The organism is Segatella copri, assembly GCF_009494835.1.
Classification (GTDB): domain Bacteria; phylum Bacteroidota; class Bacteroidia; order Bacteroidales; family Bacteroidaceae; genus Prevotella; species Prevotella copri_F.
In genome coordinates, this window is record NZ_VZBE01000065.1 from 1 (window position 1) to 20,182 (window position 20,182).

Annotated in this window: 15 protein-coding genes and 1 pseudogene; 6 read left to right on the forward strand and 10 right to left on the reverse strand. The window is 43.5% G+C overall.

Features of this window, described 5'->3' with window-relative positions; genetic code table 11:
* Window positions 1-155: 155 nt before the first annotated feature.
* From hpf to F7D47_RS09645, 4 genes are all read right to left on the reverse strand, one after another.
* Entirely contained in the window at window positions 156-455 is a 300-nt protein-coding gene (hpf, locus tag F7D47_RS09630; RefSeq protein ID WP_022122138.1) for a ribosome hibernation-promoting factor, HPF/YfiA family, read from the reverse strand.
* Window positions 456-478: 23 nt separating this feature from the next.
* Window positions 479-1,360, reverse strand: coding sequence for a site-specific tyrosine recombinase/integron integrase (gene xerA / locus F7D47_RS09635; protein WP_153086031.1), 882 nt, complete (start codon window positions 1,358-1,360; stop codon window positions 479-481).
* An 83-nt stretch (window positions 1,361-1,443) separates the two neighbouring features.
* The gene (gene rpsU, locus F7D47_RS09640; RefSeq protein ID WP_006848852.1) at window positions 1,444-1,635 is read right to left on the reverse strand and encodes a 30S ribosomal protein S21; all 192 of its coding nucleotides are present in this window, start codon (window positions 1,633-1,635) and stop codon (window positions 1,444-1,446) included.
* Between the two features lie 136 nt (window positions 1,636-1,771).
* Entirely contained in the window at window positions 1,772-3,559 is a 1,788-nt protein-coding gene (locus tag F7D47_RS09645; RefSeq protein WP_153085990.1) for an aminopeptidase P family protein, read from the reverse strand.
* A gap of 247 nt (window positions 3,560-3,806) precedes the next feature.
* Here F7D47_RS09645 and F7D47_RS09650 point away from each other — a divergent pair, with 247 nt between their 5' ends.
* The 4 genes from F7D47_RS09650 (at window position 3,807) to F7D47_RS09665 (ending at window position 7,918) form a co-directional block, all read left to right on the forward strand.
* Window positions 3,807-4,799: a malate dehydrogenase gene (locus F7D47_RS09650; RefSeq protein ID WP_117586705.1), complete on the forward strand. Its 993-nt coding sequence runs from the start codon at window positions 3,807-3,809 to the stop codon at window positions 4,797-4,799.
* Window positions 4,800-5,019: 220 nt separating this feature from the next.
* Window positions 5,020-5,874, forward strand: coding sequence for a DUF3737 family protein (locus F7D47_RS09655; RefSeq protein ID WP_153085989.1), 855 nt, complete (start codon window positions 5,020-5,022; stop codon window positions 5,872-5,874).
* A 263-nt stretch (window positions 5,875-6,137) separates the two neighbouring features.
* Window positions 6,138-7,340 (forward strand): MalY/PatB family protein, encoded by a 1,203-nt coding sequence (locus F7D47_RS09660; protein ID WP_022122133.1) that lies wholly within the window; start codon window positions 6,138-6,140, stop codon window positions 7,338-7,340.
* Window positions 7,341-7,393: 53 nt separating this feature from the next.
* Entirely contained in the window at window positions 7,394-7,918 is a 525-nt protein-coding gene (locus F7D47_RS09665) for a nitroreductase family protein (protein ID WP_153085988.1), read from the forward strand.
* 107 nt (window positions 7,919-8,025) lie between these two features.
* Here the strand turns inward: F7D47_RS09665 and F7D47_RS09670 are convergent, their stop codons facing one another.
* Window positions 8,026-9,285: a 3-deoxy-D-manno-octulosonic acid transferase gene (locus F7D47_RS09670; RefSeq protein WP_228113380.1), complete on the reverse strand. Its 1,260-nt coding sequence runs from the start codon at window positions 9,283-9,285 to the stop codon at window positions 8,026-8,028.
* Between the two features lie 104 nt (window positions 9,286-9,389).
* Window positions 9,390-10,907 (reverse strand): glutamate--tRNA ligase, encoded by a 1,518-nt coding sequence (gene gltX / locus F7D47_RS09675; protein ID WP_153085986.1) that lies wholly within the window; start codon window positions 10,905-10,907, stop codon window positions 9,390-9,392.
* Window positions 10,908-11,025: 118 nt separating this feature from the next.
* Here gltX and F7D47_RS09680 point away from each other — a divergent pair, with 118 nt between their 5' ends.
* Both F7D47_RS09680 and F7D47_RS09685 read left to right on the forward strand, forming a co-directional pair.
* On the forward strand, window positions 11,026-13,125 hold the full coding sequence (locus F7D47_RS09680; RefSeq protein ID WP_153085985.1) for an HD family phosphohydrolase: 2,100 nt from the start codon (window positions 11,026-11,028) through the stop codon (window positions 13,123-13,125).
* Window positions 13,126-13,343: 218 nt separating this feature from the next.
* On the forward strand, window positions 13,344-14,915 hold the full coding sequence (locus F7D47_RS09685) for an OmpP1/FadL family transporter (protein ID WP_153085984.1): 1,572 nt from the start codon (window positions 13,344-13,346) through the stop codon (window positions 14,913-14,915).
* 125 nt (window positions 14,916-15,040) lie between these two features.
* Here the strand turns inward: F7D47_RS09685 and priA are convergent, their stop codons facing one another.
* The 4 genes and pseudogenes from priA to gldM all read right to left on the reverse strand — a co-directional run.
* Entirely contained in the window at window positions 15,041-17,311 is a 2,271-nt protein-coding gene (gene priA / locus F7D47_RS09690; RefSeq protein WP_153085983.1) for a replication restart helicase PriA, read from the reverse strand.
* Between the two features lie 171 nt (window positions 17,312-17,482).
* Window positions 17,483-18,094: a porin family protein gene (locus F7D47_RS09695; protein WP_144152530.1), complete on the reverse strand. Its 612-nt coding sequence runs from the start codon at window positions 18,092-18,094 to the stop codon at window positions 17,483-17,485.
* Between the two features lie 28 nt (window positions 18,095-18,122).
* Window positions 18,123-19,181: a gliding motility protein GldN gene (gene gldN / locus F7D47_RS09700; RefSeq protein WP_153085982.1), complete on the reverse strand. Its 1,059-nt coding sequence runs from the start codon at window positions 19,179-19,181 to the stop codon at window positions 18,123-18,125.
* A gap of 63 nt (window positions 19,182-19,244) precedes the next feature.
* Window positions 19,245-20,141, reverse strand: a pseudogene (gene gldM, locus F7D47_RS09705) (gliding motility protein GldM); the annotation flags it as partial.
* Window positions 20,142-20,182 lie beyond the last annotated feature (41 nt).

The window sequence follows — 20,182 nt, forward strand, 5'->3', positions numbered from 1 at the left end:
ACCAACGACCCCGAGATTACAAATCACGTGCTCTGGCCAACTGAGCTAAAGAGGCAATCTTTACAGCCGCAATACGGCTAAATTTCCATCTACCGGAAAACGGCTGCAAAGATACAACTATTTTTTGAATCAACAAAATTTTTTCGAGTTTTTTTTTATCGATTCCTTGATTTTTCTTTAAATTTGGTCAATTGAACCTTCATTGAGTCCACTGCCTGGTCAATTCCTTCCTCAAAAGTGTCACATGTCTTTTCTACGAACAACTTGGTTCCAGGGACAGCAACTTCCAGATGAACTTCCTTATTCAAGGCAGTAGCAGGCTTCACGACCTTTAATTGCACCTCTACTTTCTGTATATCTTCAAAAGTTTTTTCTAACTTGGCGACTTTCTTTTCGATAAACGCCTGTAACTTCTCGGTAGCGTCGAAGTGAATCGACTGAATCTTAATTTCCATAGTTACCTCCATTTTTTAAAAGGTTACGCCCGAGGATGGGCTTCAATATAAACTCGTTTCAACTGTTCAAACGTTGTATGCGTATAAATCTCGGTCGTCGAGAGTTTCGCATGTCCTAACAGTCTTTTCAAACTTTCAATTCCTGCACCATGATTCAACATTGCAGTAGCAAACGTATGCCTCAACACGTGCGGACTTTTCTTTTTCAACGAGCAAACCCTTGCGAGGTTCTCCTTCACGATTTCTCTGACTTGAACCGGACTCATCCGTCCGCCCTTATCCGCAAGCAAAAGAGCTCCAGACTTAGCCATCACCCTTTGTGCTCTTAGAGCCAAATATTCTGAAAGAGCATTTTTAAGCTCGTCACCAAAAGGAACTATACGTTGTTTGTTTCCCTTACCCGTAATCTTTATCTCTTTTTTGATAAAGTTCACATCGTCAACATCAAGTCCTATCAACTCTGACAATCGCATCCCCGTCTCATAGAACAATATTATAATAGTACGTGCGCGTACATTATTATAATCATCGCCCCACATTTTCCTGTCAAGCAACTCATCCATCTCATTTTCTTTCAAGAATTGAGGTAGCGGTCTACTTTCCTTAGGTCCTTTGAGGCTATGAGCGGGATCCGACTCCACATAATGTCTGACTAAAGCAAACCGATAGAACATTTTCAAAGCACTCAACCGGCGATTAACCGAGGTTGCCTTATTTCCTGCATCTATCATATGCTCCATCCAGTTGCGAATCATATCAGAATCAACAGATTCCCAAGTGAAGGATTCAGACAAGTTCCTAGCATACTGCTCAAAGAGTTTCAAATCTTCGCGATAGTTTTCTACCGTTCTCTGCGACCTGTTCAGTTCAGAGCGCAAATATTCCAAGAACTTATCTATACTCAACATAACGTCGTACCTTTTTCATTTCGGCAACGAAGTTACGAAAATTATTTTAAACTACCAAATTTTTTGAGGATTTTTTACTTTTATTCCTCGTTTGCACGCAACTGCTGTACGTAGATGGCGTGTTCCATCTTGAGACGCTTCAAAACAGAAGGCTTGTCATACTGCTGACGAGCACGAAGCTCCTTAACAACACCTGTCTTTTCGAATTTTCTCTTAAACTTCTTGAGAGCTCTCTCGATGTTCTCACCGTCTTTAACTGGTACAATAATCATTTTTTTGCTTTTAATTTATTATGTTAAACTTATGTTATTCAATGCGAAATATGGCAATGCCACAATTTGCGGGTGCAAAATTACATCTATTTTATCAAACTACCAAGTTTTTCTTCAACTTTTTACTCTAAAATGTTCATTTTATGGGTTTTGTAGCATTTTCAAGCCATATTTTCTCCTCTTCATCAAGGAAAGGAGACAATTTTTCATAAACCGAATGATGATAAGCATTGAGCCAGTCAATCTCTTCAGGCAACAACATATCAACATCTATAGGAGTGGTATCTATAGGACAAAGAGTAAGAGGCTCTATCTGCAGGAATTTACCGAACTCAGTAGACATGTAGTCTGAAATCAGCACCGTATTTTCTATTCTTACGCCAAACTTACCTGCCAGATACAAACCAGGCTCATCAGTCAAGGTCATTCCAGCTCTCAAAGGTGTAGGCATCCACTCCATTCTTATTTGATGAGGGCCTTCGTGCACACAGAGATACGAACCTACTCCATGGCCTGTACCATGCAAGAAATTATATCCTTCACGCCACATACACTCTCTTCCTACAGCATCCAACTGTGTTCCTGATGCACCATCGGGGAATTTAACCAATTCCAACTGAATATGCGCTTTCAGAACCAAGGTATAAATATGCTTCATCTCTTCAGATACGGACCCCAAGGCTATGGTACGGGTAATATCTGTAGTACCATCCTGGTATTGAGCTCCAGAGTCTATCAGAATCAAACCTTCCGGTTTCAGAACGACATCTGTTTCAGGTGTTGCCTCATAATGAACAATTGCTCCATGCTGCGCATAGCCTGCAATCGTATCAAAAGAAATATCTCTGAACAGTTTCTGTTCGGCACGTAGCGATGTTAATTTCTCATCAATGGAAATTTCTGTTTGTCCGCCAGCCTCAACAGCAGGTTTCAGCCACTTCAAGAACTTAACCATAGCAACACCATCTTTAAGCATCGCACTACGGTAGCCCTCTATTTCTGCTTTATTTTTCACAGCTTTCATAGCCGGAATAGGAGAACCTGCAGCAACAATTTCCTGGCATTTTACAGCTTTCCACAGATAATAGCTCGTTTCATTTCCATCTAACAGGATATTATATTCCGAATATGATTCAAGGCATTTTTCCACCTTATTATATTTATAGAGAGAAACCTGATTGTCTTGAAGATACTGTTTTACTTCAGGAGATAATTTATTATCATCCACGAAAAGAGAAACTTTATCGCTCTCAATCAACAAATAACTTACAAATACAGGATTGCAATGAACATCTGTACCACGAAGATTCAAAGTCCAGGCAATATCATCCAAAGCAGAAACGAGCATACCATCTGCATGAAGTTCTCTCAAAGACTTACGGATACGGGCCACTTTAGAGGCTAGCGTCTCTCCAGCATATTCCAATGGTTGAATTTCTACAGGATTTGCAGGAAGCGAAGGACGATTCTCCCAAATCTGTTCCAAAGGGTCCAAATTAGTTCTAAGCGTAATTCCACCGAGTTTACGGAGAGAATAGCTTAAATCTTTAACATAATTATAAGAGTTGACCATGCCATCAAGTCCAACCTCAGGAGATTGTACATCCTGCAATTCTTTTCCCAACCATTCTGCGATAGTAGGCGTACCTTCCATTTTCAGCCTCATCAACTGATATTCAGTACCTTCCAACTGTTCTTCCGCAGCCAGGAAGTAGCGGGAATCAGTCCATAAAGCAGCCGATTTCATTGTAACGACAGCAGTACCAGCCGACCCGTTAAAACCAGAGATCCACTCTCTTCCTCTCCAATGGTCGGCAACATACTCGCTCTGATGAGCATCTGTACTAGGGAAGATGAAAGCAGAAAGATGTTCACGCTTCATCAACTCCCTCAATCTAGCTAAACGTAATTCGATTTCATTCATAATTGTTATGCAATTTAATGTTTAACTTAACTCAAAATAATGCATTTTGCTAATTAGAGATTACAAAGATAACATTTTTAAGAATTAACAACAAATTTAAGCGCAAAAATATGCACGATTTACATTACTTTTTATTAATTTTGCGGTCGGAAAGTAAAAAGAAGGAGTTTTACAAACTTTATTCCAGATACATTCCGCTATTTTTCAGGAGAAAAAGATTATAAACATTTTAATAAGAATTGTAGTTATGAATTTTTTAACAAATGACAAACTCGTTATCGTCGGTGCAGGCGGTATGATCGGTTCTAACATGGTACAGAGCGCTTTGATGCTCGGTCTTACTCCAAACATCTGTCTTTATGATATCTTCGAGCCAGGTGTACATGGTGTTTTCGATGAGATTCAGCAGTGCGCATTCCCAGGTGTTAACGTAACTTATACTGTTAACCCAGAGGAGGCTTTCACTGGTGCTAAATATATCATTTCTTCTGGTGGTGCTCCTCGTAAGGAGGGTATGACTCGTGAGGATCTTCTTAAGGGCAACTGCAAGATTGCTGCTGAATTTGGTGACAACATCAAGAAGTACTGCCCAGAGGTTGAGCACGTAGTTGTTATCTTCAACCCAGCTGACGTTACAGCTCTTACAGCACTTATCCACTCAGGTTTGAAGCCAAACCAGTTGACATCACTCGCAGCTCTCGATTCTACTCGTCTGCAGCAGGCTTTGGCCCTCGAGTTCGGTGTACAGCAGGATAAGGTTACTGGCGCTCACACTTATGGTGGTCACGGCGAGCAGATGGCTGTATTTGCTTCTCAGGTTAAGGTTGACGGCAAGCCATTGGCAGAGATGGGTCTTTCTGACGAGCGTTGGGAAGAGATCAAGCACCACACAGTACAGGGTGGTTCTAACATCATCAAGCTCCGCGGCCGTTCTTCATTCCAGAGCCCAGCTTACAACGCAGTTAAGATGATCGAGGCTGCTATGGGTGGCGAGAAGTTCACATTGCCAGCAGGTTGCTATGTAAACTGCGACAAGTGCGGTTTCAAGAACGTAATGATGGCTATGCCTACTACTATCGACAAGACTGGTGTTCACTTCACAGAGCCTACAGGTACTGAGGAAGAACTCGCTAGCCTCGCTAAATCTTACGAGCACCTTTGCAAGATGCGCGATGAGATCGTAGAGCTCGGCATCGTTCCTCCAGTAGCTGAGTGGAAAGAGATGAACCCTAACTTGTAATTCTCCGCTTCGGATTTTTAGAAGTTAACTCGATAAGGGCTGAATCGTGAAAATGCTTCATGATTCAGCCTTTTTTCATTTATTTTTCCCCTATAGCGGCCATTTATCCCCAAATACGCCATATCGTTACATTTTTCTGTAAATCAGGTTATACGAATTTGGCATTATTTTTGTAATTTTGCACACAGAAATAACAAATAAAAAAGGATAATAGAAAATTATGGAATTAATAAAGAACAAATCATTCGGGGGCGAGCGCCCTCTTTTCGGTGCTCACGATGTGCGTTTAGAAGATATTACGATTACAGATGGCGAATCGGGCATCAAGTGCTGCCAAAACATAGAATGCCACCATTCCAAGTTTTATGGCAAATACCCTTGGTGGCATGTGGACGGTTCCCTTATCACAGACTGCTACTTCGCCCCAGAAAGCCGTTCGGCCATCTGGTATAGTGATAATATGGTGATGAAAGACTGCACCATCGATGGGCCTAAGTTCTTCCGCGAAATGAAAAATCTGGATTTGGAGAACGTAAACATCACAGATGCAGATGAGACTTTCTGGAAGGTAGATGGCCTGAAACTGAAGAACGTAAAGCTCCACGACGGCACTTATCCATTCATGTTCTCCAAGAATATCTATGTAGACGGACTTGAGAGCGACTCTAAATATGTATTCCAATACTGCAGAAATGTGGAGATTCACAACGCAAAGATTACAACCAAGGACAGTTTCTGGGAATGCGAGAATGTAACCGTCTATGATTCGGAACTGAATGGTGAGTATCTGGCCTGGCACAGCAAGAACATCAAGTTCGTACGTTGCCACATCAGCGGCGAGCAACCTCTCTGCTATATGGACCATGTAACTCTGGAGGATTGCACCTTTGATAAGGAATGCGACCGTGCCTTCGAGGATTGCACCAACATCGATGCACAGATCAAGGGAAGTATTACCAATATCAAGAACCCTATCTCCGGAAGAATCGAGGCAGACGAAGTGGGAAGCGTAACATATACTGACTTTGCCAAAGCGCCAAAGGGTGCATGTGAAATCACAGATAAATCGAAATAGTTTAAGAGGTAATTACAGAAATGACAACAATCAAGTAAATTACTTATTGTTCCCATAACTAATTATTCTTACACTTAACTGAAATCTCCGTTCATAGACACTGAACGGCCGTTCAAAAGCTTTGAATGTACGTTCAAAGTCTTTGAACGGAGATTCAAAGTCTATGAACGAAGATTTCAATTAGGAGAAAAAGAGATTTATCCTATATAAATAAGGTATTCATCCTAAATAAATAGAAGAAACAACATAGATAGAAAACAAATATGAAATACAATTTTGATGAAATCATCGAACGTCGTGGAACCAACTCATACAAATGGGATTTGGTGAAGGAAGACGGCGTTATTCCGATGTGGGTAGCAGATATGGACTTTCAGACAGCTCCCTGCATCATCGAAGCCCTGCAGAAGCGTGTAGCTCATGGCATCTTCGGCTATACCCTCGTACCTGATTCTTATTACGAGGCTATCATCAGCTGGTTCTCCCGCCGCCACCAGTGGAAGATAGAGAAAGACTGGATTCTCTATACTTCAGGCGTTGTACCAGCCATTTCTTGCTGTCTGAAAGCCATCTGCATGCCTGGCGAAAAGGTATTGGTGCAGACACCTGTCTACAACTGCTTCTTCTCCTGCATTACAAACAGCGGCTGCGAAGTAGTAGAAAACGAACTGAAACGTGTGGGCAACTGCACTTATGAGATAGATTTCGAAGACTTCGAGCGTAAATGTGCCGATGAGAAGACCACAGCCTTCATCCTCTGCAATCCTCACAATCCAGCCGGAAGAGTGTGGAAGAAAGAGGAACTTGAGCGAATGAACGACATCTGTCTCAAGCACGGGGTAAAAGTCATCGCAGATGAAATTCATTGCGAGCTCATCATGCCAGGCTATCAGTATACTCCATTTGCCAGCATCAGCGAAGCTTGCCGTGACAACTGCGTAGTATTGAATTCTCCATCAAAGTCATTCAATATTGCAGGACTTCAGATAGCCAACATTATCTGTCCGGATGCAACATTGCGCCGCCGCATCAACCGCGCCATCAACATCAACGAGGTTTGTGACGTAAACCCATTCGGCGTCATCGCTCTCCAGGCAGCTTACAATGAGGGAGAAGAATGGTTGGATGAATTGAACCAATATCTCTACGAGAACTATCAGGCAGTAAAGGAATTCTTCAATACCGAATTGCCACAAGTTCGCGTTACCCGCCTTGAAGGCACCTACCTGGTATGGCTCGATATCCTGCCATTCGAACTGTCAAGCGACGAGGCTTATGAGAAGCTGATGAACGATGGTAAGGTATTCGTCAACAGTGGTACGATGTATGGCAGAAAGGCTGGCCAGGGCTACCTGCGCCTCAACATCGCCTGTCCTCGCAAGACCCTGATGCAGGGTCTGATCCGCATTGCTCGGGTTCTCAGCCAGTATATGGATGAAGAGGATTTAAGCGGATGCCCTGCATAAAAGAGCGAAGAAAGAGAAAAGATTTCTAAATAAAATGTTTAAAACAAGATAAGATGGAAAATGAAGTTTTGAAAGCCATTAAGGAGAGAAGAAGTATTCGTCGCTTCAAGGCAGATCAGATTACCGACGAAGAGTTGAAGACGGTATTGGAAGCTGGCACATGGGCAGCTACAGGCCATGGAACCCAGGAGCCTTTCATCATTGCCGTTCAGAATCCAGAGATTTGCGCCCAGCTTCGCAAGATGAACGCAGAAATCATGGGCGTAGAAAGCGATCCTTACTATGGGGCGCCAACCATCGTTATCGTTCTGGCACCAGAAAGCAACGTTAACGGTGTGAAAGATGGCAGCCTTATCTTAGGCAATATGATGCTTGCAGCCCACTCTATCGGTCTTGCATCTTGCTGGATCAACCGTGAAGACGGCATGTTTGCATCAGAAGAAGGCAAGAAGTTAATGAAAGACTGGAATCTTCCAGAAGGTTTGATGGGAGTAGGAGCCTTAGCCTTGGGTTATGCTTCTTCGCATCCTCATACCGTAAAGCCAAGAAAAGAGGATTACTACCGCATTATCAAATAAAGGCAGGATGCCTGGTTTACGGCACATACATATACAAGAAAAAGAAAAGGTCTCATGAAGAAAAACACATTCATGAGACCTTTTTATATATGTATATAATGAAGCTATTACAACTTAACACTTGCCAAGACCTTATCAGTAGCGCCAGCCAAATGAGCCACGAAGGCACCAGCCTTATCGCCAGCCTGATTCAGGAAGGCCTCATCATTCATCAGAGAACTCATCAAACCTGAGAAATCCTCATAGGTATTGATTTCAAAACCTCCACCCGATTTCAGCAAGCCCTGAGCCTCCTGAAACTTTTTATTGTTCGGACCAAAGATAACCGGCATATTCCATACGGCAGCCTCCAAGGTGTTATGAATACCTACACCAAAGCCACCACCGATATAAGCCACATCACCATAGTTGTACATACTGCTCAACAATCCGAAACAATCGATGATCAAGACATCAGCATCTGCTGCTTCTTCAGGAGTAGTTTGCGTATAGCGCACTACCTTCTTGCCCTTTATCAGAGAAAGAATCAACTTCAGATGCTCTTCAGCGATGACATGAGGAGCAATCAGCAGGCGCCAATCCTTATGCTCATTAAAGAAAGGTATAAAGATATTCTCATCTGGTGGCCAAGAGCTACCGGCAACAAATACATTGAAATCATGATGAGGTACATCAGCAGACTGAGATGAAGCTACTCCTGTTCTGAAAGCCTCGCAAATCGGCAATTGCTTGGCAGCCTCCTTTATCTGGAGAACACGGTCGAAACGGGTATCTCCTACCACATCCACAGCCGTGATGCCTATACCTTCGAGCAATCGCTTGCTCTCCTCGTTCTGTACGAAGAAACGGGTAAAACACTTCAGCACTCCAGCATAGTTTCTGCCATACCATTTGAAGAACACCTGATCCTCGCGGAAGATACTGCTCACGCTATAAGTAGGAATGTTGCGATGTTTCAGGATATGAAGGAAATTAGACCAGAACTCATACTTGATGAAGAAAGCCATCACAGGACGTACCAATCTAAGGAAACGGATGGCGTTCAACCGAGTATCCACCGGCATATAACAGATGATGTCAGCTCCCTCATAGTTCTTGCGCACCTCATAACCTGAAGGAGAATAGAAGGTAAGCAGAATCTTATACTGAGGATAGTCCTTGCGGATACGTTCCATCAAAGGTCGTCCCTGTTCAAACTCACCGAGCGATGCAGCATGAAACCAAATGTACTTAGCGTTAGGATCCACCTTCTGCTTCAATATTTTGAAAGCCTCACGCTCACCACGCCACATCTTGCGCACCTTTTCATTAAACAGACTTGCAATGGCTATGCCCCAAAGGACGAAATATATTACGATATTATAGATCATGATATTTCTTTATATTGGTTACTATCTATAAATACGTGAACTCTCTGAATAGCCTTCAGCAATATGCTGCAGAAAGCCATTCAGAGAGAAATTATTGTGAATTAACCCAAAACTTCGATTGCCTTGCGAAGACGGCGCAGAGTTTCCTCCTTGCCAAGGAAGGCAGAGATATCGAACATACCCGGGCCCTTACCCTCACCTACGAGAGTCAGACGGAATGCGTTCATCACATCACCCAGCTTATAGCCCTTATCCTCTACCCATTTCATCACGACAGGTTCCTGACCTTCGATAGAGAAATCCTCAATACCTTCAAGCACATCAGCAAGTTCTGTCATCTGCTGTGCAGAATATTCCTTCCAGCGCTTCTTGACTGTCTTAGCATCATACTCTGTAGGAGCAATGAAGAAGAAAGAACACAATGGCCACAATTCATAGACAAAGTTCACACGATCCTTCATCATGTGTACCACCTGCTTTACGCGGTCCAGAGTTTCCTCTACACCATTGTTGGCAACAATAGGGGCAAAGAGGTTAGCTATTTCATCATCGCTCTTCATCAGAATGTATTCGTGGTTGAACCAGATACCCTTCTTGAAGTCGAACTTGGCACCAGCCTTAGAGCAACGTGAAATATCAAAAGCCTTCACCAGTTCATCAAGAGAGAAGATTTCCTGTTCTGTACCAGGATTCCAGCCGAGGAGCGCCAGGAAGTTGACTACAGCCTCTGGGAAGTAGCCACTCTCACGATAACCGGAAGAAACCTCGCCAGTCTTAGGATCATGCCATTCCAGCGGGAATACAGGGAAACCGAGGCGGTCTCCATCACGCTTACTCAACTTACCTTTACCTTCAGGCTTAAGAAGCAAAGGAAGATGCGCAAAACGAGGCATGGTATCTTCCCAACCGAAAGCCTTATAAAGAAGTACGTGCAAAGGCGCACTAGGCAACCACTCCTCACCACGGATTACATGAGAGATTTCCATCAGGTGGTCGTCTACGATATTTGCCAGGTGATAAGTTGGCAATTCATCAGCACTCTTATAAAGCACCTTATCATCCAGGATATCACTCATTACCTTCACGTCACCACGAATCATATCGTTCACGTGAATTTCCTGTCCCGGTTCAATCTTGAAACGTACAGTATACTGCTTTCCGTCAGCAATCAGCTTATCAACCTCTTCCTTAGAAAGAGTCAGAGAGTTGCGCATCTGCATACGAGTATGAGCATCATACTGGAAATTCTGGATTTCGGCACGTTTCGCTTCCAACTCCTCAGGAGTATCAAAAGCAATATACGCCTTATCATTATCCAAGAGCTGCTGAACATACTGCTTATAGATATCACGACGTTCACTCTGGCGATAAGGTCCATGCTCTCCACCGAAACTTACACCCTCGTCAAACTGGATACCCAGCCACTTGAAAGATTCCAGGATATATTCTTCGGCTCCAGGCACGAAACGATGAGAATCTGTATCCTCAATTCGGAACACCAGCTCACCTCCATGTTGGCGAGCAAACAAATAATTATACAGAGCGGTACGAACACCGCCAATGTGCAATGCACCCGTTGGACTAGGGGCAAAACGCACCCTTACTTTTCTATCTGCCATGTCTTTTTATAGCTATTTTCAAATTTTTCTGCAAATTTACATCTTTTTTTGCGATTTTAGCCGTTTTTTTTCGTATTTTCGCACTGTAAAACGAAATAAGTAAGAAAAAAGTAGGAAAATGAGCATATTTAACAACCCAGAAGAGAACTATTGGCGCAATTTCGCCACAAAAACGGTTTTGATATTAATTACCGTTGCTATCATTGTTTGGTTCCTTCCTCGCAACGAAGGAAGGATGTTCCGGTACGATGTTGGAAAGCCATGGATGTATGGTTCCGTCATCGCAAAATTTGACTTTCCGATCTATAAGACCGATGAAGCCATCAAGCGTGAACAGGATTCGCTGATGAAGCAATTCCAACCTTATTATTCTGTCAATGAATCCATCGGCAGCGAACAGGTGAGCCGTTTTCTGCACGACTTCAGCCAAGGTGTACCAGGTTTGCCAAAAGAATATGTGGGACTCATAGCCCACCAGCTTCAGCGCCTTTACCAGACCGGCATCATCAATACCACGGAATATAATCGTATCTACAAAGATTCTACCAGTATGATACGAATTATCAACGGAAAGAATGTGAAGAGCGTACCTATCGGTTCGTTCTACTCTACTATTGCCGCTTACGAACGCATCTTTTACGATGAGAAACTGGCAACCCAGCGACAGCTTTTATCCCGTTGCAACCTTAACAATTATGTTGAAGCTAACGTCATATATGATAAGGAAAGAAGCGAGGCAGAGAAAGCCGACATGATGAGCAGCATTCCACTGGCAAGCGGAATGGTGATGAGCGGTCAGAAGATTGTGGATCGTGGCGAAGTGATTACGAACAACACCTATCGGGTGCTCAATTCATTCGATAAGGAGATGAAGCGCCGCAGCTCTACCCAGGAAGAACTGACAACCACTATCATCGGCCAGGTACTGTTTATCTTCATTCTTGTCATGCTGTTTACCTCTTATCTCTCACTTTTCAGAAAAGACTATTTTGATAAGCCGCGCAGCATTACCATGCTTTATGCGATGATTACGCTGTTCCCTATCTTTGTGTCACTCATGATGAAACACAATTTCTTCAGTGTCTATATCATCCCATTTGCCATGGCACCTATCTTCGTACGTGTGTTTATGGACTCGCGTACAGCCTTTATCAGCCACGTTACGATGATCCTCATTTGTGCAGCAGCAGTAAAATACCAGTACGAGTTTATCATCGTACAGCTGGTAGCTGGTCTTGTTGCTATTTACAGTTTGCGTGAACTCAGCAAGCGCTCGCAGATATTCATCACAGCCCTGTTGGTAACTATAGCCAGCAGTGTAGTATATCTTGCCCTTCAGCTGATGCAGGACAACCAGGTGTTCAACGTAGATGCCAGCATGTATACCTACTTTACCGTAAACGGCATCTTCCTGCTACTCTCTTATCCGCTCATGTACATTATAGAAAAGATGTTTGGATTTACATCTAATGTTACACTTTTCGAGTTGTCAAATACCAACAAGGGATTACTTCGCAACCTGAGTGAGATTGCTCCAGGCACCTTCCAGCATTCTATCACCGTAGGTAACCTGGCAGCAGAGATTGCCAACCGCATCAGAGCCAACAGTCTTCTGGTACGTACTGGAGCACTCTATCATGATATCGGTAAGATGACTAACCCTGTTTTCTTCACAGAGAATCAGGCGGGCGTTAATCCTCACGACCAGTTAAGCGACCTTGAGAGCGCACAGATTATCATAAGCCATGTTTCAGAAGGTCTGAAGATGGCAGAGAAGGTTGGTCTGCCAGGCATCATAAAGGATTTCATCACTACTCATCACGGAACGGGCATCACCAAGTATTTCTATATTAATTACTGTAATGCTCACCCTACAGAGGTGATTGACAAGTCACAGTTCCAATATCCTGGTCCGAACCCATTTACCCGCGAACAGGCCATCCTGATGATGGCAGATACGGTTGAAGCGGCTTCGCGCTCTCTGAACGAATATACAGAAGAAAGCATCAGTAACCTCGTCAATAAACTCATCGACGGACAGGTGGCAGATGGTTTCTTCAAGGAGTGCCCTATCACGTTCCGAGACATCGCTCTCGCTAAGCAGGTACTCATCGAACGACTCAAGGCTATATACCATACCCGTATTTCGTATCCTCACTTGAACGTAAGACAGAATGCCGGTAAAAAGACGAGTCAGGAGTCTAAAGAACAAGAGTAAAGATACACTACGTGAAGTTCTTATGCCGTAAAGCGTAAAAACGGATATACAAAAAGGTAAAACATAACCAATAAAAGCCTTTTTTCTTGCACAGTTTTTAAAATCTGTGCAAGAGAAAGGGCTTTTTGCGTTAATATGCTTTAAATATTTAATAAAACCAATAGCGAAATAGAACATTATAATTACCTTTGCGGACGTTTTTATTTAATATTATTAAGATGAAGAAACTAAAATTAGTTAGTTTAGCCATTGCGATGGCTTGTGCAACCCCATCTTTTGCAGGAGGTTTGCTCACCAACACCAATCAACATGTAGCATTCAACAGAATGATGAGCCGTGAGGCTTCAATTGGTATCGACGGCGTTTATTACAATCCAGCCGGAGTTGTATTCATGGGTGAAGGTCACCATCTCGCCATCAACTGGCAGTTGGCTTACCAGACACGTAGCATTGAAAATGATTATGCTCTGTTCACCAACAATGTGAACAATCCTATTACTCCTCGTACTTTCAAGGGTGAGGCTTTTGCGCCTGTCATCCCTTCATTCCAGTATGCTTATAATAAAGGTAGATGGTCACTTCAGGCTAGCTTCGCCCTCACAGGTGGCGGTGGTAAGTGTACCTTCGATAATGGTCTGGGCTCTTTCGAAAAGATCGTAGCTGAGACAGCAATGGCTGCTTGCCAGTTGGCTGGTGCTGTAGACCAGGTTGCAGCACAGTATCGTGTACCAGCTGTTTTCACCAACAATGATAAATTCGGAAAGGAAGGCAAGTATAGCTACAACAGTTATATGCACGGCCGCCAGTACTACTATGGTCTCTCTCTGGGTGCAGCTTATAAGTTCAGCGACAACTTCAGTGCATTCGCAGGCGTACGTGGTGTCTATGCTTCTACCAACTACTATGGTTATGTAGAGAACATCAAGGTTGGCGCAATGCCTCTCTATATGGTACTTGACCCAACTAAGGAGAAAGCTGCCAATATCGAGTTGAGCTGTGACCAGAGCGGTGTGGGCTTCACCCCTATCATCGGTGTTGATTTCAAAACTGGCAAATGGAACTTCGCTGCCAAGTATGAGTTCAAGACTCGTATCCGCTTGAAGAACAAGTCAGTAAACCAGGTACCAAGTATCGGTAACCTTCCAGCCAATCTCCGCAATGCTTATATCGCAGGTGGTGTACCTGAACAGGCTGCAGATGCCATTCTGGCAGATCCTACAATCAAGGGAGCAATGGGTCAGTTGAAGACTCAGTTCGACACAGAGCTCGAACAGGCTATCGGTGAATATGAGGATGGCAAGAAGATTGCTGGTGATATTCCTGCTTATCTGGCACTCGGTGTAGGTTACAGCCCTGTAAATGTAGTACGCGTAAACGTAGGTTTCCACTGGTTCGATGACAAGCACGCTACATCTTACAACAACCGACAGGAGAAGTTAAAGCGTGGTACATTGGAATACAACGCAGGTGTAGAGGTAGATGTAAACAAGAAGATTACCTTGAGTACAGGTTGGCAGAATACCAACTATGGCTTGCCTGAAGAGAACCTTGACACACCAGCTTCAAAAAGATACATGGACGACAAATCATTCGTTGTCAGTTCAAACTCTGTAGCAGTCGGTGGTGTATACCACATCAATAAGAAGATGGATCTGAACGTAGCTTACTTCCATACCTTCTATCAGCACAAGAAGACTTCAGAGAATGTAGAACTAATAGGAAAGACCTACAGTTCAGACTACACACGTAACAACAACGTATTCGCAGTAGGTCTCGACATCAACTTCTAAACATAACTACAATTATCATAAATAAAAGGCTACCCGTTCTTGCAACAAGTAACGGATAGCCTTTTTCATTTTATTTACCAATCTTATTTTCTTCCATTCTGCCAGAGAAAAGGAGGGGCAGGAGACTACAATGGGTCTACATCATAATAAATCTGCAGAGCTCCATATCTCGGATCCTTTCCCATCTGTTGCTGAGCAAACTTCAGATATTCTCTTACCTTCTGCTGATCAATACCATTTTCCAGTTTGATAACAATCTTTCGGATGTTCATCGTCTTAACCCTTGCCACAGCAGGTTTATCGGGTCCCAACACACGCTCGCCAAACCAGCTTCTCAGCGTTTTGCTGAGCTCATGGCTAGCCTGTTCGCATACCTTATCATATTTATGTTTTACATACACATTAATCAGGTGGAAGAAAGGTGGATAATGAAAAGTTCTTCTCTCCTCCAGAATACCCTGATACAAACCTGCATAATCATTATGTACCACTTGTCCGATTACCGGCAAGGTAGGATTCTTGGTCTGGAGAATCACCAAGCCACGCTTACCTTTTCTTCCAGCTCTACCACTCACCTGTGCCATCATCATAAAAGCATGCTCGTAGGCACGGAAATCGGGATAGTTGAGCATCGAATCAGCATTCAGGATGCCCACTACACTCACCTTATCGAAATCGAGGCCCTTAGAAACCATTTGCGTGCCTATGAGAAGATTCGTCCTGCCTTCAGAGAAGTCTGCGATAAGTCGTTCGTAGGCATTTCGTGTACGTGTTGTATCCAAATCCATTCTGGCAATCTTGGCTTCTGGAAAGATTTCCGCTATCTGATCTTCTATCTTCTCGGTACCAAAACCTCGTCCCATGATTTCCGTACTGCCACAGTTAGGACATTCCGTAGGAACCGGATAAGTGTAACCACAATAATGGCAAGTCAGCAAGTTAATGCTTTTGTGTAACGTAAGCGAGACATCACAGTTCTTACATTTCGGAACCCAACCACATACCTTACATTCAACCATCGGCGCAAAACCACGACGATTCTGAAAGAGAATTGCCTGTTGCCCATTCTTCAAAGCCTCTCTTACTGCAGCCAAAAGCTGTGGAGAGAAAGGACCGCTCATCATCTTACGGCGGCGTAAGTCTTTTACATCTACCACCTGAATTTCCGGCAACTGAATACCTTTGTATCTTGTTTTCAGTTCTACCAGGCCATACTTGCCTTGCTGCGCATTATAATAACTCTCCATCGAAGGCGTAGCCGTACCCAATAATGTCTTTGCCCCATACATCTTGGCAAGCACAATGGCAGCACTTCTGGCATGGTAGCGCGGAGCGGGATCCTGTTGTTTAAAGGAAGTCTCGTGCTCTTCGTCTATGATGACGAGTCCCAAATTCTTAAAAGGCAGGAAGACTGCACTTCTTGCACCAAGGATTACATCATAGGGATGATCAGAGAGTTGTTTCTGCCAGATTTCTACACGCTCAGCATCACTATATTTAGAATGGTAGATGCCCAGCCGGTCGCCGAAAACTCTATGAAGGCGCTCCATGATTTGTACGGTCAGAGCGATTTCCGGCAGAAGATAGAGCACCTGCTTATGCTCCTCTATGGCTTTTCTGATAAGATGAATGTAGATTTCCGTCTTTCCGCTGGATGTCACACCATGAAGCAATACAACATCCTTTTTCATCATTTGCATCAGGATACCATTATAGGCATCTTGCTGAGCCAAGGAGAGAGGTTTAATCAAGTCAAGATGAGATTCTCCATTCGTATTCAATCGTCCTATTTCCAATTCATAAGTAAAGAGAATTCCCCTGTCGATAAGCGCCTTGACAACAGCAGCCGTACAATGGCTCTCATTCATCAGTTCTTCCTTGGTCACTTTTTTTATGCCTTCTCTAGGCGTATCTCCATCAAGACTGTCCCAATGCGAGAGACTCAGAAAGGTGGTTAAAGTTTTGGCTTGCTTCAAGGCTCTCTGCACCAGGTTGAGCGCTACATGAAGTGCCTGCTCACTACGGTATGTACTGGCAAGTTCTACATAGAGTTCCATCTTGGGCTTGAATTTCTCTGTAGACTTCAGTCCACCGGGCATAGCAGCATTATAGACATCGCCTAACGGAGCCATATAATAATAGCCAATCCATTGCCACAATCTCATCTGCTGAGGCAACAGCGAAGGCGTATTGTCAAGTACCGCCTCGACAGGTTTGCAGGAGAATGCAGGCTTATCATCATGCAGTCGGGTAGCCATTGCGATATATTTCTTACTTTTACCAAGAGGAACCAGCAAGCGTACCCCAGGCACAACATTCCCTTCCATCCCATCAGGGACAGAATAAGTAAAGGTTCCGTCGAGCGGAAGGGGTAATATCACATCTACATATTTCATATCTAATCTTCTTTAACCTTGAAATATCCATCATTCAGGCTTTCGACTTGCAAAGTTAGCAAAAAAAAAGCAGATACCCATCATCGGATACCTGCTTTTATATATTTTAAGATGTACTAGGCGAGACCATACGATGTTCTCACCCATAATCTGTCCTGTTCTTTTACAAGATTAGAACCAATAACCCAAAGCGATCTGCCAACTGTTATTCTTACTGTTACCATTCACAATCTTTTCGCTTGTTTCCTTCCAGGTAACATCTGCAGTCTTACCGCAAGCGATGTTGTAGTTTGCAGAGAGCTGGAGATGGCTCAGCAGGGTAACACCCAGACCTACGTTTACACTGAAGTTTGTTTTCTTCAGAGAATAACAGCCTGATTTATCCCACTCGAAGTTCTTGTCGCCAACGTTGATACCCCACTGTGGACCAGCGAAAACGAAAACATTAGCCAAACTACTCAACCCGAAGCCATAACGTACGTTTACTGGGATATTAAGAGATTTCTGAGTCATCGTTGTCTCTGCATCATTTACAGACACCTTAGCTTCCTTCTGATCGTATAAGGCAGCAGCATCAAAACTCAAGCCAACAATAGGGATAGTAACCTTTACCATTGGACCAACAAAGAAACCAGTCTTGTTAGATGCATCGAATACATCGTTACTCAAAGACATATTAGTAACATCCAAACCGCCCTTCAAACCAAACTTAATCTGGGCATTAGCATTTGTAGCAAACATCATGGCTGCTACAACCATTAATACTGATAAAACTTTCTTCATTCTATATTTACTTTAATTCTTATATAAATTAATGACGCTCTCTACGAACCGTTACCCTAGCTGAGCCACCAGAAGAAACATTGCTTCCTCCTGATCTGCGTTTCTTAACAGTAGAAGTCTTAGCCGATTTAGATGCAGAACCACTTCTTCTGTTACGGCTTTTTTTCAGAGTCTTGGCATCCATATTCTTTTCTGCCTTGGCAATACTGTCAAGAGAATCCTTCCGAGCCTGATTACCCCAGATATTCTTCTCAAAGGCAGCCAACTCAGCTTCTATGCGTTTCTGTTCCTTCGCCATGGCCGTATCCGAAGGACAGTATTGTGCCAGGGTATTGCCCTGCATATTATTGGTCTTGTAGATTTTACCCTGATACAGATTCTTGGTAAAATAATCTTCTGCACTCATCACAGCAGCATTGTTCACATTACTGGTCATCAGCTGCTGCTTAGCCAGGAAAGGAGCCAGATCATCATACTTCACCCAGAAAAGCGGATACTTGTTTCCTACATCTCCAAAGTCATCATTACGGGTCATGATAGGGCACAAAGCCAATACCTTGGTATGGAAAGAAGCTGTTTTCTGGTCATAATAAGAAGTCTCCTTCACATAGTATGCCTTCACTTCTGCTGACGGAATATCGCTGTCATCAATATGCACCTTTCCATTATCAGTCTTCTCGTAGTAGATATGATAATTATCTACGAATGCTTTCGGAGTAAGACGGTTGGCGGCAGAAAAATCTTCATTACCATCCATACGATACTGATAAACAGGCACTCTACCCGTAAACATCAGTTTAAAGATATAGGTAAAGAGATTCATCTTACCATCTGTTGGCTCTACAGGATAATACAAGGCAGCATTGGCATCATCTGTGAGATTGAGTTCACGATAGATGTCTCTTCTCCAAACCACGTCCTCATCCATCGGGATGGCTGTAGGGAAATAAAGTTTGGCACGCAAGGTCATATTGTCAGCATTCGACTGTTGTGCCTTTTGCTGAGCCTGCTTTCTGCGAGCCGCTGGCTGTGCCATGATGCTCTGCACCATTCCCAAAAGCATGAATATGAATAATATCTTTTTCATTACATTGAACTTTGAACATTGAACTTTGAACTTTATGATAAGTAAAGCCGTTGAACTCTTCACTTACCTGACGATAACTTCCATTGCTGCCGGCAGATTTCGGGTAATTCCATCAGGACCTACAGCCTTGATATGCGAGATATAGAAGCGTCGGTTTCTTGACAGTTTTCTGAACTCTTCGCGCTGTCGTTCTGAGAAATTGGAACCCGCCGAAGCCAAAGGTATGGCATTTCCCATATTATCGAAGAATACGGTTTCGAAGCCCAGTACCTTAAACGGAATATCAAGGAGTCCGTCATCTATGGCTGCATGAATGCCTGGAGCACCCATCAGAGCACCTTTCGATAGAGCACCACCTCTAAATCTGTCTGTACCCATCGCAATATAAGCTGTTGGGTCAGGAAGTTTTCTTACATGGAATACGAATGGAGGCAGACTTCTCACCTGTCCCTTATCGCGGGCTGTCACATGGATGGTAACATCCTTACCCACCGCTGAAGGTGTAGCCACGAAATGCCCATTGCCCTTAGCTACGAAAGAACCGCCTGTCATGGAAGCAGAGATAGCATTTGCCGGAACACCAGGAACACTGATGCTGATAGGATTGGCATAGCCTGCATAGAGCACATTCATCAGGTCGGCAGCAACGGTAGCTGTATTAGGAACAGGCAATACGGTGTATTTCTGAACGAAATTGCGTCGCATCATCTCGCCATTCTTGCCTCTCATCAGAATGTAACCGCCAAACTGATGCTCACCTACGCCACCTGCCACAAAACTGTATCTGCCATTCTCGGCATTCAGCCTACTACCATTCACATAGATTTCCGGGCGCTGTGTACTGTCTATTGCAGCCATCACCACATGCGAATTGAAACGTTCACCGGCATAGAGGGTTGTTTTCTCTGGAATAACGAATGCATCGAGTTCATTCACATTCAGTTCTACCAGATCTATATTTTTCTTCTCCTCATCCGATTTCTTCCCATCATCGGCAAGAC